This window comes from Paracoccus spongiarum (assembly GCF_030732095.1).
Classification (GTDB): Bacteria; Pseudomonadota; Alphaproteobacteria; order Rhodobacterales; family Rhodobacteraceae; genus Paracoccus; species Paracoccus spongiarum.
On the sequence record NZ_JAVAMQ010000003.1, the window covers coordinates 249,889 to 263,710 of the forward strand.

The 13,822-nt window shown below is 69.2% G+C and carries 14 protein-coding genes; 8 read left to right on the forward strand and 6 right to left on the reverse strand.

The annotated features are described in order from the left end of the window. The first annotated feature begins 301 nt into the window (after window positions 1–301). The 6 genes from Q5Y72_RS05005 to Q5Y72_RS05030 all read left to right on the forward strand — a co-directional run bounded on the left by Q5Y72_RS05005 (window position 302) and on the right by Q5Y72_RS05030 (window position 5,647). Window positions 302–862 (forward strand): F0F1 ATP synthase subunit delta, encoded by a 561-nt coding sequence (locus Q5Y72_RS05005; RefSeq protein ID WP_305962292.1) that lies wholly within the window; start codon window positions 302–304, stop codon window positions 860–862. Next, entirely contained in the window at window positions 862–2,397 is a 1,536-nt protein-coding gene (gene atpA / locus Q5Y72_RS05010) for a F0F1 ATP synthase subunit alpha (RefSeq protein ID WP_305962293.1), read from the forward strand. Before Q5Y72_RS05005 ends, atpA begins: the two co-directional genes overlap by 1 nt. Before the next feature lie 11 nt (window positions 2,398–2,408). Further along, a complete protein-coding gene (locus Q5Y72_RS05015; RefSeq protein WP_305962294.1) occupies window positions 2,409–3,284 on the forward strand; it encodes a F0F1 ATP synthase subunit gamma in 876 nt (291 codons plus the stop codon). Between the two features lie 21 nt (window positions 3,285–3,305). Then, on the forward strand, window positions 3,306–4,730 hold the full coding sequence (atpD, locus tag Q5Y72_RS05020; RefSeq protein WP_305962295.1) for a F0F1 ATP synthase subunit beta: 1,425 nt from the start codon (window positions 3,306–3,308) through the stop codon (window positions 4,728–4,730). 9 nt (window positions 4,731–4,739) lie between these two features. Then, window positions 4,740–5,189 (forward strand): F0F1 ATP synthase subunit epsilon, encoded by a 450-nt coding sequence (locus Q5Y72_RS05025; protein WP_305962296.1) that lies wholly within the window; start codon window positions 4,740–4,742, stop codon window positions 5,187–5,189. Window positions 5,190–5,299: 110 nt separating this feature from the next. Further along, entirely contained in the window at window positions 5,300–5,647 is a 348-nt protein-coding gene (locus Q5Y72_RS05030; RefSeq protein ID WP_305962297.1) for an H-type lectin domain-containing protein, read from the forward strand. A 17-nt stretch (window positions 5,648–5,664) separates the two neighbouring features. On the opposite strand, the gene Q5Y72_RS05035 is transcribed toward Q5Y72_RS05030, so the two are convergent. Continuing rightward, entirely contained in the window at window positions 5,665–6,441 is a 777-nt protein-coding gene (locus Q5Y72_RS05035; RefSeq protein WP_305962298.1) for an alpha/beta fold hydrolase, read from the reverse strand. Then, complete coding sequence (locus tag Q5Y72_RS05040; RefSeq protein ID WP_305962299.1) at window positions 6,438–7,037, reverse strand: 2-hydroxychromene-2-carboxylate isomerase; 600 nt, start codon at window positions 7,035–7,037, stop codon at window positions 6,438–6,440. Before Q5Y72_RS05040 ends, Q5Y72_RS05035 begins: the two co-directional genes overlap by 4 nt. 90 nt (window positions 7,038–7,127) lie before the next feature. Here Q5Y72_RS05040 and Q5Y72_RS05045 point away from each other — a divergent pair, with 90 nt between their 5' ends. After that, window positions 7,128–8,147: a ribose-phosphate pyrophosphokinase gene (locus Q5Y72_RS05045; protein WP_305962300.1), complete on the forward strand. Its 1,020-nt coding sequence runs from the start codon at window positions 7,128–7,130 to the stop codon at window positions 8,145–8,147. Window positions 8,148–8,175: 28 nt separating this feature from the next. On the opposite strand, the gene purD is transcribed toward Q5Y72_RS05045, so the two are convergent. Continuing rightward, complete coding sequence (gene purD, locus Q5Y72_RS05050) at window positions 8,176–9,432, reverse strand: phosphoribosylamine--glycine ligase (RefSeq protein WP_305962301.1); 1,257 nt, start codon at window positions 9,430–9,432, stop codon at window positions 8,176–8,178. Window positions 9,433–9,509: 77 nt separating this feature from the next. Between purD and xseA the strand changes: the two genes are divergently transcribed. Next, window positions 9,510–11,066 (forward strand): exodeoxyribonuclease VII large subunit, encoded by a 1,557-nt coding sequence (gene xseA, locus Q5Y72_RS05055; protein WP_305962302.1) that lies wholly within the window; start codon window positions 9,510–9,512, stop codon window positions 11,064–11,066. A 12-nt stretch (window positions 11,067–11,078) separates the two neighbouring features. Here xseA and Q5Y72_RS05060 read toward each other — a convergent pair whose 3' ends face one another. The 3 genes from Q5Y72_RS05060 to trhA form a co-directional block, all read right to left on the reverse strand. Then, window positions 11,079–12,278 carry an MFS transporter gene (locus Q5Y72_RS05060; protein WP_305962303.1) on the reverse strand — a complete coding sequence of 400 codons (1,200 nt, stop codon included), beginning with the start codon at window positions 12,276–12,278 and terminating at the stop codon, window positions 11,079–11,081. A gap of 8 nt (window positions 12,279–12,286) precedes the next feature. Continuing rightward, window positions 12,287–12,931, reverse strand: a complete 645-nt coding sequence (gene eda / locus Q5Y72_RS05065; protein ID WP_305962304.1) for a bifunctional 4-hydroxy-2-oxoglutarate aldolase/2-dehydro-3-deoxy-phosphogluconate aldolase — start codon at window positions 12,929–12,931, stop codon at window positions 12,287–12,289. A 128-nt stretch (window positions 12,932–13,059) separates the two neighbouring features. Further along, a complete protein-coding gene (gene trhA / locus Q5Y72_RS05070) occupies window positions 13,060–13,722 on the reverse strand; it encodes a PAQR family membrane homeostasis protein TrhA (protein WP_305962305.1) in 663 nt (220 codons plus the stop codon). Window positions 13,723–13,822: the final 100 nt, after the last annotated feature.

Genomic DNA, 13,822 nt, shown 5'->3' on the forward strand with positions numbered 1-13,822 from the left:
CCGGGTCCGTTCCGCGGGCCCGGCGTCGTCGCATCCGCGGGGGTGCGACCGCCTGCCGCACCCCCGCGACAGCGCCCTGTCGACCAATTCTCCCATGCCCCTGAATGCAGGCGAGTCCGGCGGCCCGGCGCCTCTCATTTCCGTGTCCTTCCCGGTTGCCCGGCGCGAAATCACCTGCTAGAGACGCCGCAGATTTCAGGACGGCCCTCCATAAGCCGTGCGACCGCGACCCGCACCCCGTGACTGACCGGCCCAAGGCCCGGCCCGCCAGCGGGGATTGCGCCAACCGTAAAGGACGACCGTGGCCAATTCCGTTTCCATGTCCCACAGCATTGCCGGCCGCTATGCGCAGGCCGTCTTCGACATCGTGAAGGAACAGGGCGGGCTGGAGGCGCTGGCCCGCGAGACCGGCGATCTTGGCGCCGCGCTTGCCGACAGCGCCGAATTGCGCGACCTGATCTCGTCGCCGCTCTACAGCCGGGACCAGCAATCCCGCGCCATCGGGGCGCTGGGCGAGAAGATGGGGCTGTCGGCCACGCTGGCCAACACGATGCAGCTGATGGCCCGCAACCGGCGCCTGTTCGTGCTGCCGCAGCTGGTGCGCCAGCTGCAGGCGCTGATCGCCGAGGAGCGGGGCGAGGTCACCGCCGAGGTGACCAGCGCCATCGCCCTGACCGACGACCAGCAGGCGCGGCTGCGCGACACGCTGGCGCAGAAATCGGGCAAGACCGTGAAACTGAACACCCGCGTCGATGAGGGCCTCATCGGCGGCATGATCGTCAAGCTGGGCTCGCAGATGATCGATTCGTCGATCCGCTCGAAGCTCGCCTCCCTCCAGAATACCATGAAAGAGGTCGGATAATGGGAATCCAGGCTGCCGAGATTTCGGCCATCCTCAAGGATCAGATCAAGAATTTCGGTCAGGAAGCCGAAGTCGCCGAAGTCGGCCAGGTGCTGTCCGTCGGTGACGGCATCGCCCGCGTCTACGGCCTCGACAAGGTGCAGGCCGGCGAGATGGTCGAATTCCCCGGCGGCATCCGCGGCATGGTGCTGAACCTCGAGACCGACAATGTCGGCGTCGTGATCTTCGGCGACGACCGCTCGATCAAGGAAGGCGACACCGTCAAGCGCACCCGCGCCATCGTGGACGTGCCGGTGGGCAAGGCCCTGCTGGGCCGCGTCGTGGACGGCCTTGGCAACCCGATCGACGGCAAGGGCCCGATCGAGGCGACCGAGCGTCGCGTGGCCGACGTGAAGGCGCCGGGCATCATGCCGCGCAAATCGGTCCATGAGCCGATGGCGACCGGCCTGAAGGCGGTGGACGCGATGATCCCCGTGGGCCGCGGCCAGCGCGAGCTGATCATCGGCGACCGCCAGACCGGCAAGACCGCGATCGCGCTGGACACGATCCTGAACCAGCTGAACTACAACGGCCGCGAGGCCGACGGCATGAAGACGCTGCACTGCGTCTATGTCGCGGTGGGCCAGAAACGCTCGACCGTGGCCCAGCTGGTCAAGAAGCTGGAAGAGACCGGCGCCATGGCCTACACCACCGTCGTGGCCGCGACCGCCTCGGACCCGGCGCCGATGCAGTTCCTGGCGCCCTATTCCGCGACCGCCATCGGCGAGTATTTCCGCGACAACGGCATGGACGCGCTGATCATCTATGACGATCTGTCGAAACAGGCCGTGGCCTATCGCCAGATGTCGCTGCTGCTGCGCCGTCCGCCCGGCCGCGAAGCCTATCCGGGCGACGTTTTCTACCTGCATTCGCGCCTGCTGGAGCGTTCGGCCAAGCTGAACGAGGCCAATGGCGCCGGCTCGCTGACCGCGCTGCCGATCATCGAGACGCAGGCGGGCGACGTGTCGGCCTATATCCCGACCAACGTCATCTCGATCACCGACGGCCAGATCTTCCTGGAGACCGAGCTGTTCTTCCAGGGCATCCGGCCGGCCGTGAACACCGGCCTGTCGGTCAGCCGCGTGGGCTCGGCCGCGCAGACCAAGGCGATGAAATCGGTCGCCGGCCCGGTCAAGCTGGAACTGGCGCAGTACCGCGAGATGGCGGCCTTCGCGCAGTTCGGCTCGGACCTTGACGCCGCGACGCAGCGCCTGCTGAACCGCGGGTCGCGCCTGACCGAGCTGATGAAGCAGCCGCAATACCGCCCGCTGACCAACGCCGAGATCGTCATCGTGATCTATGCCGGCACCAAGGGCTTCATCGACAACGTGCCGGTGCGCGAGGTCGTGGCCTGGGAAGACGGGCTGATCCAGTTCCTGCGCAACCAGAAGTCGGACCTTCTGGACGACATGACCCGCAACGACCGCAAGGTGTCGGGCGATCTGGAAGACGCGATCAAGGCGGCGCTGGACGAATACTCCAAGACCCGCGCCTGAGAGGGGAACAGATGCCCAGTCTCAAGGATCTCAAGAACCGGATCGGAAGCGTCAAGAACACGCGGAAGATCACCAAGGCGATGCAGATGGTCGCCGCCGCCAAGCTGCGCCGCGCGCAGGAGGCGGCCGAGGCCGCGCGTCCCTATGCAGACCGCATGGCGGCGGTGATGGCCGGGCTGACCGCGACAGCGTCGGGGTCGGGCACCGCGCCGCGGCTGCTGGCCGGCACCGGCGAGGATCGCCGGCACCTGCTGGTGGTGATGACCGCCGAGCGCGGCCTTGCGGGCGGCTTCAACAGCTCGATCGTCAAGCTGGCGCGCCAGCATGCCGAGCTGCTGCGCGGGCAGGGCAAGCAGGTCGCGATCCTGACCGTCGGCAAGAAGGGCCGCGAGCAGCTGAAGCGCGACTATGGCAGCCTGTTCGTGAGCCATGTCGACCTGTCCGAGGTCAAGCGCGTCGGCTATGACAATGCCCGCGCCATCGCCGAGGACGTGCTGGACCGCTTCGAGGCCGGCGAGTTCGACGTGGCGACGATCTTCTACAACCGGTTCGAGTCGGTGATCAGCCAGATCCCGACCGCCCGCCAGATCATCCCGGCCGAAGCCCCCGAGGGCGACGCCTCCGGGGCCTCGGCGCTTTATGACTACGAGCCCGGCGAAGAGGCCATCCTGGCCGAACTGCTGCCGCGTTCGGTCGCGACGCAGATCTTCGCGGCGCTTCTGGAAAATGCGGCGTCCGAGCAGGGCGCGCGGATGAGTGCCATGGACAACGCCACGCGCAACGCGGGCGACATGATCGACAGGCTGACCACCGAGTACAACCGCTCGCGTCAGGCGGCGATCACCAAGGAACTCATCGAAATCATTTCGGGCGCCGAGGCGCTCTGACCGTAAAGCAGAGGTGACAACATGGCAGAGGCCACTGGTAAAATCACGCAGGTGATCGGCGCCGTCGTTGACGTGCAGTTCGACAACCACCTGCCGGCGATCCTGAACGCGCTGGAAACCCACAACAACGGCAAGAAGCTGGTCCTGGAAGTGGCCCAGCATCTGGGCGAGAACACCGTCCGCACCATCGCCATGGACTCGACCGAGGGCCTGGTCCGCGGCGAGCCGGTCAGCGACAGCGGCGGTCCGATCACCGTGCCGGTGGGCGACGCGACGCTGGGCCGCATCATCAACGTCGTCGGCGAGCCGGTCGACGAGGGCGAGCCGATCCAGGCGACCGAGACGCGCGGCATCCACCAGCCGGCGCCGGAATTCGCCGCGCAGGCGACCAGCTCCGAGATCCTCGTGACCGGCATCAAGGTCATCGACCTGCTGGCCCCCTACTCGAAGGGCGGCAAGATCGGCCTGTTCGGCGGCGCGGGCGTCGGCAAGACGGTTCTGATCATGGAACTGATCAACAACATCGCCAAGGTCCATTCGGGCTATTCGGTGTTCGCGGGCGTCGGTGAGCGCACCCGCGAGGGCAACGACCTCTATCACGAGATGGTGGAATCGGGCGTCATCAAGCCGGACAACCTGTCCGAGAGCCAGGTTGCGCTGGTCTACGGACAGATGAACGAGCCTCCGGGGGCGCGGATGCGCGTCGCGCTGACCGGCCTGACCCTGGCCGAGCAGTTCCGCGACAGCACCGGCACGGACGTGCTGTTCTTCGTGGACAACATCTTCCGCTTTACCCAGGCGGGGTCGGAAGTGTCGGCGCTGCTGGGCCGCATCCCCTCGGCCGTGGGCTACCAGCCGACGCTGGCCACCGACATGGGCGCGATGCAGGAACGCATCACCTCGACGAAGAACGGCTCGATCACCTCGATCCAGGCCGTCTATGTTCCGGCCGACGACCTCACCGACCCGGCGCCCGCCACGACCTTCGCCCACCTCGACGCCACGACCGTGCTGTCGCGGGCGATCTCGGAGCTGGGCATCTATCCGGCCGTGGACCCGCTGGACTCGAACTCGCGGATCCTCGACCCGGCCGTGGTCGGCGAAGAGCATTACCAGGTGGCCCGCGACGTGCAGGGCATCCTGCAGAAATACAAGTCGCTGCAGGACATCATCGCCATCCTCGGCATGGACGAGCTGTCGGAAGAGGACAAGCTGACCGTGGCCCGAGCCCGCAAGATCCAGCGCTTCCTGTCGCAGCCCTTCGACGTGGCAAAGGTGTTCACCGGGTCGGACGGCGTGCAGGTCCCGCTGGAAAAGACCATCGCCTCGTTCAAGGCGGTGGTTGCCGGCGAATACGACCACCTGCCCGAGGCCGCATTCTACATGGTGGGCGATATCGACGAGGTGAAGGCGAAAGCCGAGCGTCTCGCCGCCGAAGCGGCGTAAGGGGGCAGAATGGCCGATACCATGCAGTTCGACCTGGTGTCGCCGGAGCGGAGGCTTGCCTCGGTTCCGGTGCGCGAGGTGCGCCTGCCGGGCAGCGATGGCGACCTGACCGCCATGCCCGGCCACGCACCGACCATCGTCACCCTGCGTCCGGGGCTTGTCACGGTGGTGGCGGCCGACGGCACGCAGACCGAATTCGCGGTGACCGGCGGCTTTGCCGAGATCAACGGGGAATCGGTCAGCCTCCTGGCCGAACGCGGCCATCCGCGTGGCGAGATGACCCAGGAGATCCTTGACGAGATGATCCGGGACGCCCATCGCCGCCGCAAATCGGTCGAGCAGAAGCGCGACAGCGTCGGCGAGGAGATCGTCACTGCGGCCGTGAAGATGCTGGCCGACATGGAGGCCCTGGGCACGCATGTCGGGCTGGACCCGAAACAGGCGACCATTCCCGACTGATCCGGCAGGCCGGGTCGATCGAACTTGACCAATTAGCCAAGCCCCGGCAGATCGCCGGGGCTTTCGCTTTGGGATCAGGGCGGTATAGGCTGCAGGCCGGGAGGAACCGAATGCAGCGGATCAGCCAGGGTGCGGTCGGCGTGACGCGCGGTGCCAGCATGCTGTTCTCGGCCTTCGAGGATGAGGGCCCGATGTGGGCGGACGAGGGGCCGCGCGTGGTCCGGCAGCGGATCACCTTCGCCGAGCCGTTCCTTGCGCCGCCGGTGGTGCATGTCGCGATCGGCATGTGGGACATCGCGGGCGGCAGCAACCAGCGCGCCGACATCTCTTCGGACAGGATCAGCGAGGCGGGCTTCGAGATCGTGTTCCGCACCTGGGGCGATACCCGCGTGGCGCGCATCCGCGCCGAATGGCTGGCCATCGGCGCGGTCCGTCACGAGGATGATTTCGACCTGTGACCCCTGCGCCTGCGCGATCAGCCGCGGTCCAGATTGACCGCGATCAGCCCGGCCACCTCGTCGGGATGGGTGATCGGCAGCATGTGCCCCGCACCCGGCACCTGCGCGCGGCCCACATCCGACAGCCGCGCGGCCAGCGCATCGGTGATCGCATGGATCACCGGGGGCGATTGCGTGCCCGAGATCAGCAGCACCGGCGCGTCGATCGCCTCGAGACCGCCGGGCCGCAACAGGCCGGCGCTGTCGCCCGACAGGGTCGGCACGCTGGCGGCGACAAGCCCGATGCGGGCGCGCATCTGCGCCCGGGCGGGCGGCGGCAGATCGTCATAGCCCTGCGCGCCCCATGCGGCCATGAAGGCGCGGGTGGCCTGGTCGTCGCGGCCGGCGGCCAGCAGGGCGGCCATCTCGGCGTCGCGGGCGTCCTGCACCGGATCGCTGACGGCGGCGAACAGCACCGGCTCGATCAGGGTCAGGCTGCGCAGCGCCTCGGGCGCCGCGATGGCGATGCGCAGCGCCACGGTCGCGCCGAGGCTGTGGCCGATCAGGTCCAGCGGCCGGTCGATGAAGCTGGCCGCGATGCGGGTGACGGCGGTGTGGAAATCGGGATCCTCGGGGCCGGGAACCCACGGCCCGCTGCGGCCATGCCCCGGCATGTCGAAGCCGCGCAGGTCGACACGCCCGCCCAGCCGGGCGGCGATCGCCCCCCAATAGCTGCCGCTGGCCAGCATGCAATGCAGCGCCAGCGCCGGCCGATCCGGCGCGCCCGGCCAGTGGCGCCGAAAGATGCCGCTCACAGGCTGGCCAGGTGCCGGTCGAGGAAGTCGAGGCGGTCCTGCCCCCAGAATTTCTGCCCGGTCTCGCGCACGACATAGAAGGGCGCCCCGAACGCGCCGGCCTCGACCGCCTGTTCCAGGTTGCGGCCATAGGTCTCGGCGCCGACGAACAGCCCGCTGTCGGCCAGACCGGCATCGAAGCCATGCGCGGCCAGGATGTCGCGGATCACGCCGTCCTCGCTGATGTCGCGCTGTTCGGCCCAGACCGCGCGGGTGAAGCCGTGGACCAGCCCGCCCAGATCGCCCCCGCCGGCCTGCTGCGCGGCGATCACCGCATAGGAGGACGGCGCCATGTTGACCGGCCAGTGCGCGGGTTTCAGGTTGAAGGGCATGTCCAGATGGTCGGCCCAGCGCAGCAGTTCCTGCGCGCGGTAGTCCATCCGGCTGGCATGGCGGTTGGCCGGTCGGACGCCGCCGGTGCGGTCGAAGAGTTGCAGCAGGTCGACAGGCTTGTAGGTGACGCCGGCGCCGTGCCGCGCGGCGATCCGTTCCAGCCGCAGGCCGGCCAGGTAGCAGTAGGGGCTGATCGTTCCGAGATAATAGTCGATGCTGGCCATAAAGACGTCTCCTGCGGGGTTTGCCGCAGGCTAGCCCGGTGCTAAGGCGTGTGCAATCTGACGAATCCTCCCCAGAAGGCGCCCCCCTCCATGCCCGTCATGACCGAACCCAAGCTGATTTCCGGCAATTCTAACAAGCCCCTGGCGGCATCCATCGCCAAGCGCATGTCGATGCATCGCGGCATGAATGTCAGCCTGTGCGATGCCCGGATCGAGCGTTTCAACGACCAGGAAATCTTCGTCGAGGTGTTCGAGAATGTCCGCGGCGAGGACATGTACATCATCCAGCCGACCTCGAATCCGGCCAATGACAACCTGATGGAGCTGCTGATCATGTCCGACGCGCTGCGCCGGTCTTCGGCGGCGCGCATCACCGCGGTCATCCCGTATTTCGGCTATGCCCGTCAGGATCGTCGCGCCAAGGCCCGCACTCCGATCAGCGCCAAGCTGGTCGCCAACCTGCTGACCGAGGCGGGCATCGACCGGGTGCTGACGCTGGATCTGCATGCCGCCCAGATCCAGGGCTTCTTCGACATCCCGGTGGACAATCTCTACGCCGCGCCGGTCTTTGCGCTGGACGTCCAGCACCATTTCCGCGGCCGCATGGACGATCTGATGGTGGTCTCGCCCGATGTGGGCGGGGTGGCGCGGGCGCGCGAGCTGGCGACCCGGATCGGTGCGCCGCTGTCGATCGTGGACAAGCGCCGCGAGAAGGCGGGCGAGGTCGCCGAGATGAAGGTGATCGGCGACGTGGCCGGCAAGGCCTGCATCATCGTCGACGACATCTGCGACACCGCCGGCACGCTGGTCAAGGCCGCGCAGGTGCTGACCGATCACGGCGCGACCGAGGTGCATGCCTATATCACCCACGGCGTCCTCAGCGGTCCGGCGGTCGAGCGGGTGGCGAATTCGGTGATGAAATCGCTGGTCATCACGGATTCGATCCAGCCGACCGAGCAGGTCCGGGCGGCACCGAACATCCGCATCGTGCCGACCGCGCCGATGTTCACCCAGGCGATCCTGAACATCTGGAATGGCACCTCGGTGTCCAGCCTATTCGAGACCGACACCCTGCTGCCGATCTATGAAGGGCTGTATTCCTCGGGCTGACGGCCGCCGCGACGGGGACGGCGGGGCGCTACAGCGCCCGCCAGCCGATGTCGCGGCGGCAGAAGCCGCCCGGCCAGTCGATCGCATCGACCGCGCGATAGGCGCGCTCATGCGCCTCGGCCAGCGTGGCGCCGCGGCCCGTGCAGGCCAGAACCCGGCCGCCGCTGGCCGTGATCGCGCCGTCCCGTTCGGTCGTGCCGGCGTGGAACACCATCTCGAAGCTGGTTTCGGGTATGGCATCCAGTCCGTTGATGATGCTTCCTTTCTCGTAATCCCCGGGATAGCCTTTCGCGGCCATCACCACGGTCAGCGCGTGGTCGTCGGCCCAGCTGACGGCGGTCTCGGCCAGCCGTCCTTCGGCGCAGGCCAGCAGCAGGTCCAGCGCCTGCGCGCCAAGCCGCATCATCAGCACCTGGCATTCGGGATCGCCGAAGCGGACATTGTATTCGACCAGCCGCGCCTTGCCGTCGGCGATCATCAGCCCGGCATAGAGGACGCCCTGGAAGGGCGTGCCGCGCGCCGCCATCTCGGCGATGGTCGGGCGGATGATCTGCGCCATCACCTGATCCTGCAGGGCCGGCGTCAGCACCGGGGCGGGGCTGTAGGCGCCCATCCCGCCGGTATTGGGGCCGGTATCGCCCTCGCCGACCCGCTTGTGATCCTGCGCGGTGCCGATCGGCAGGCAGTCGGTGCCGTCGCTGAGGACGAAGAAACTCGCCTCCTCGCCGGCCATGAACTCCTCGATCACGACCGAGGTGTCGCCGAATTCGCCCTCGAAGATCGCCTCGATCGCCTCATGCGCCTGCGCGACCGTCTCGGCCACGGTGACGCCCTTGCCGGCCGCCAGCCCGTCGGCCTTGACCACGATCGGCGCGCCCTGCGCGCTGACATGGTCGCGCGCCGCCGCGGCCTCGGTAAAGCGCGCCCAGCCCGCCGTCGGGGCGGCGCAGGCATCGCAGACCTGCTTCGTGAAGGTCTTGGACGCCTCGAGCTGGGCCGCCGCCTGGCTGGGGCCGAACACCAGGAAACCCGCGGCGCGCAGCGCGTCCGACACCCCGGCCGCCAAAGGGGCCTCGGGTCCGACAACGACGAAATCGATGGCGTTGTCTTGTGCGAATTCAAGGACATCGGCGCGGGAATTGATATCGATTCGGGCACATTCCGCGACCCCCGCGATGCCCGCATTGCCGGGCGCGACGATCAGCCGGTCGCATTTCGGGTTCTGCCGGATCGCCCAGGCCAGCGCATGTTCGCGCCCGCCGCCGCCAAGGATCAGGATGTTCATCTGCCGCCCTCTTGCCTCGCACCCTTCCACTCGGGTCCGGGGCGTTCTAGTCTGGCCCGTGAAGGGGAACAAGCCGCATGGATCTGCTGGAAGACGCGCCGGGCAGCAATGCCCATGAATTCACGGTGTCCGAGCTGTCGGGGGCGGTCAAGCGCAGCCTCGAGGACCAGTTCGGCCGGGTGCGGGTGCGCGGCGAGGTCGGGCGCGTGTCGCGGCCGTCCTCGGGGCATCTGTATTTCGACCTCAAGGACGACCGGGCGGTGCTGGCGGCGGTGACCTGGAAGGGGCAGGCGGCGCGGCTGGCGCAGCGTCCCGAAGAGGGGATGGAGGTGATCGCCACCGGCCGGATGACCACCTTTCCGGGGCAGTCGAAATACCAGCTGATCGTGGACCAGATCGAGCCCGCCGGCGCCGGCGCGCTGATGGCGATGCTGGACCGGCGGCGCAAGGCGCTGGCCGCCGAGGGTCTGTTCGACGAGGCCCGCAAGCGGCCGCTGCCGTTCCTGCCGCGGGTGATCGGGGTCGTGACCTCGCCCTCGGGCGCGGTGATCCGCGACATCCTGCACCGCCTGCGGGACCGTTTTCCGACGCGGGTGGTGATCTGGCCGGTGGCCGTGCAGGGCGAGGGCTGCGCGCCGCAGGTCAGCGCCGCGATCCGCGGCTTCAACGCGCTGCCCGCGGGCGGTGCGATCCCGCGCCCGGACCTGATCATCGTGGCGCGCGGCGGCGGCAGCCTCGAGGATCTGTGGGGCTTCAACGAAGAGTCGGTGGTGCGTGCCGCCGCCGACAGCGCCATCCCGCTGATTTCGGCGGTGGGCCACGAGACCGATACGACGCTGATCGACTTTGCCAGCGATCGCCGCGCGCCCACGCCGACCGCCGCCGCCGAGATCGCCGTGCCGGTGCGCGCCGACCTGGCCGCGCGGCTGGCCGAGGCGGGTGCCCGGATGACGCGGGCCAGCGCGCTGCGCATCGACGGGCCGCGCCAGCGGCTGCGCGATCTGGGCCGCGGGCTGGGCCGGCCCGCCGCGCTGACCGAAGGCGCCCGGCAAAGGCTGGACCTGTGGGGCGCGCGGCTGGAACCGGCGCTGCGCGGGCTGGTGCGGCTCAGCCGGCAGCGGCTGGCCTCGCGGCCGATGCCGGCGGCGACCTTGCGCCAGTTCACCGCCGCCAAGCGGATGGGTCTGGGCCGGGTCGAGACCCGGTTTGACCTCGCCCGCGCCCGGCGGCTGGAACGGCCGCGCGACCGGCTGAAGCAGCTGCAGGAACGGCTGGACAGCTCGATCCGGCGGGCAGGCGCCACCGCGCGCCGCGCGCTGGCGCAGCAGGATCAGCGGCTGGCCGACCTGACCCGGCGGATGGAGGCTGCGCTGCTGCGCGGCCAGCGGCAGCGCCGCGACACGCTGGACCGGCTGGACCGGATGCGCCAGACGCTTGGCTATACCGAGACGCTGAAACGCGGCTTCGCGGTGGTGCATGGCCCCGACGGGCTGGTCACCTCGGCCGAGCGGGCGGGGGTCACGCCGCAATTCCAGATCGAGTTCGCGGACGGGCGGATCGAGGCGCGGCCGGCGACGGCGCCCGACAAGCCGCGCCGGCGCGGCCCGCCGCCCGAACAGCAAAGCCTGCTGTAGCCGCGTCCCGCCTCAGCCCTGCTGCGGGCGCATCACCAGCCAGATCAGCGCCGCGCCCGCCAGCACCAGAAAGGGCAGCATGGCAAGGTTGACCGCGCTCCAGCCCGCCTGCACCGACCCGCCGAGGCAGTTCATCAGCCCGCCCGAAGACAGCGAGGCCAGGAACACGCCGCCGAACACCACAAGGTCGTTGACGCCCTGCACGCGGCCGCGTTCCTCGGGGCGGTGGGCGCGGGTCAGCATCGCGGTGGCGCCGATATAGCCGAAGTTCCAGCCGATCCCCAGCAGGATCAGCGCGCCGAAGAAATGCCCAAGCTGGACCCCCGACAGCGCCACGGCGCCGGCGCAGGCCAGGATCAGCAGCCCCAGCCCCACGATCGGCTCGGCCCCGAACCGGGCGATCAGCGCGCCGGTCACGAAGCTGGGCGCGAACATGGCCAGCACATGCGCGCTGACGATGTCGGCGGCATTGGCCGGGGCAAAGCCGCAGCCCACCACCGCCAGCGGCGTCGAGGTCATCACCAGGTTCATCAGCGCATAGGACACCATGCCGCAGATCATCGCGACGGCGATGCGCGGGGCGCGCAGCAGCACGGCCAGCGGCCGGCCCTCGCTGGCGCCGGGTTCGGGCGCGACCGGCCGGGGGCTGTCGAGGAAGGAAAACAGTAGCGGCCCGGTCAGGTTCAGCGCGATGACCGCGAGGTAGGTCGCCATGAAAGGCACGGCGGTCAGGTCGCTGGTGGCCCGCACGATCGCCGGCCCGATGATCGCCGAGGCCAGCCCCCCGGCCATCACCCAGGAGATGGCGCGGGGCGCGAAATCATCGCTGGCCGCATCGGTCGCGGCAAAGCGATAGAATCCCTGCGCGGACATGTAGATCCCGGTCAGCAGCGCGCCCAGCAGGAACAGCGGGAAGGATCCCGCCCACAGCGCAGCGGCCGCGATCCCCGCGCCAAGCGCCCCCGCCAGCACCGACAGCAGGAAGCCCGACCGCCGGCCGCGCGCCTGCATGTGGCGCGCCATCGGCCGGGCAGTCAGCGCCGAACCCAGCACGATCATCGAGATCGGCAGCGTCGCAAGGCAGGGATTGGGCGCCAGGATCTGCCCGGCCAGCCCGCCGATGATGAAGTTGACGGGCATCTGCGCCCCGAGGATCGCCTGCGCGGCGACCAGCACGATGACGTTGCGCCGCGCCCGGTCCACGGCGCGCAACGGCCCGATCAGCCCTGCCGCAGGGCGGTGGCGGTGCGCGCGCGATCCTCGATGGCGGCCCAGTTGCCGGCCGCCATGTCGGCATCGGTGACGATCCAGCTGCCGCCGACGCAGACGACATTCGGCAGGCTCAGATAGCTTAGGGCATTGCCCGGAGAGACGCCGCCGGTCGGGCAGAAGCTGATCTTCGGCAGCGGCCCGGCCAGCGATTTCAGCGCCGGCGCGCCGCCCACCGCCTCGGCGGGGAAGAATTTAAGCATGTCGAAGCCCGCATCGGCGGCGCGCATCACCTCGGACGCGGTGACGGCGCCGGGCAGCAGGGGCAGGTCAAGCTCGGCGCAGGCGTCGATCAGCCGGTCGGTCAGGCCCGGCGAGACCGCGAAGCTGGCGCCCGCATCCTTGGCGCGGCGCGCGTCGTCGGGGGTCAGCACGGTGCCCGCGCCGACATGCCCGCCCTCGACCGCGGACATGGCGCGGATCGAATCGAGCGCCGCGTCCGAGCGCAGCGTCACCTCCAGCACCGGCAGCCCGCCCGTCACCAGCGCGCGGGCCAGGTCGGCGGCGCGGGCCGCGTCCCTGATGACGATGACGGGGATCACCGGCGCCAGGTTGCACAGGGTCCGGGTCTGCTGCGATTGCTGCGCGGGGGTCATGGCGGCACCTCTTGCGGAAAATTCCCGCCGAACCTGACCCCAACGCGGCCCCGATGCAAGAAGATTGGCCGCCGCGGCCGGCCGCCAGGTGGCGATTGTTAACGCTATCGGCGATTTGGCAACAATGCTCAGATCGCCGCCTGCCGAAAGGCCGTCAGGACCGCGATGTAATGCGCCGCCGCCGCGGTGACCACGAAGCCGTGCCAGATCGCGTTCTGGAACCGCAGCCTCTGCCAGACATGAAAGATCACCCCGACGGAGTAGATGACCCCGCCGGCCACCACCAGCACGACCGAGACCGGCGGCAGGCTGGCGGTGATGGGCCCCAGCGCGACCACGCCGCTCCAGCCCATCAGCAGATACAGCAGGATCGCGGCGCGGTCATAGCGGCCGGGCAGGGCGCATTTCAGCGCGACGCCGATGCCCGCCATCACCCAGATGCCCACCAGCAGCCACAGGATCAGCGGCTGGGCAAGGCCCGGATGCAGGAAGGCGGTGTAGGTCGCGGCGATCAGGATGAAGATCGCCGAATGGTCCAGCCGCCGCAGCGTCCATTTCAGCCGCGAGGGCGGCAGCATGTTGTAGGTGAAGGAAATCGCCAGCGCCCCGATCAGCCCCGCGCCATAGATCCAGGCGGCGACCAGCGCGCCGGTGCTGCCCCACAGCGTGGCGTGGAAGATCAGCGCGGTGACGCCCACAAGCGCCAGCACCACGCCCACGCCATGCACGATCCCGTCGGCCAGAATCTCGTGGAAGTCGTAATCCCTGCCAAACCGCACATGGCTGCCCATCGCCGCCGCACCCCTTGAACACGCATTCGCTACGCCATCAATGATGCGGCGCGCGGCTGCGCAACGCAATTCATCCTTTTGGTCAAATCGAGCCGCCGCA

Excerpts from the sequence above, each read along its gene's own strand:
- atpA (WP_305962293.1), top strand. The coding sequence starts at position 862 with ATGGGAATCCAGGCTGCCGAGATTTCGGCCATCCTCAAGGATCAGATC.
- Q5Y72_RS05015 (WP_305962294.1), top strand. The coding sequence starts at position 2,409 with ATGCCCAGTCTCAAGGATCTCAAGAACCGGATCGGAAGCGTCAAGAAC.
- atpD (WP_305962295.1), top strand. The coding sequence starts at position 3,306 with ATGGCAGAGGCCACTGGTAAAATCACGCAGGTGATCGGCGCCGTCGTT.
- Q5Y72_RS05025 (WP_305962296.1), top strand. The coding sequence starts at position 4,740 with ATGGCCGATACCATGCAGTTCGACCTGGTGTCGCCGGAGCGGAGGCTT.
- Q5Y72_RS05030 (WP_305962297.1), top strand. The coding sequence starts at position 5,300 with ATGCAGCGGATCAGCCAGGGTGCGGTCGGCGTGACGCGCGGTGCCAGC.
- Q5Y72_RS05040 (WP_305962299.1), bottom strand. The coding sequence starts at position 7,037 with ATGGCCAGCATCGACTATTATCTCGGAACGATCAGCCCCTACTGCTAC.
- Q5Y72_RS05045 (WP_305962300.1), top strand. The coding sequence starts at position 7,128 with ATGCCCGTCATGACCGAACCCAAGCTGATTTCCGGCAATTCTAACAAG.
- purD (WP_305962301.1), bottom strand. The coding sequence starts at position 9,432 with ATGAACATCCTGATCCTTGGCGGCGGCGGGCGCGAACATGCGCTGGCC.
- xseA (WP_305962302.1), top strand. The coding sequence starts at position 9,510 with ATGGATCTGCTGGAAGACGCGCCGGGCAGCAATGCCCATGAATTCACG.
- eda (WP_305962304.1), bottom strand. The coding sequence starts at position 12,931 with ATGACCCCCGCGCAGCAATCGCAGCAGACCCGGACCCTGTGCAACCTG.
- trhA (WP_305962305.1), bottom strand. The coding sequence starts at position 13,722 with ATGGGCAGCCATGTGCGGTTTGGCAGGGATTACGACTTCCACGAGATT.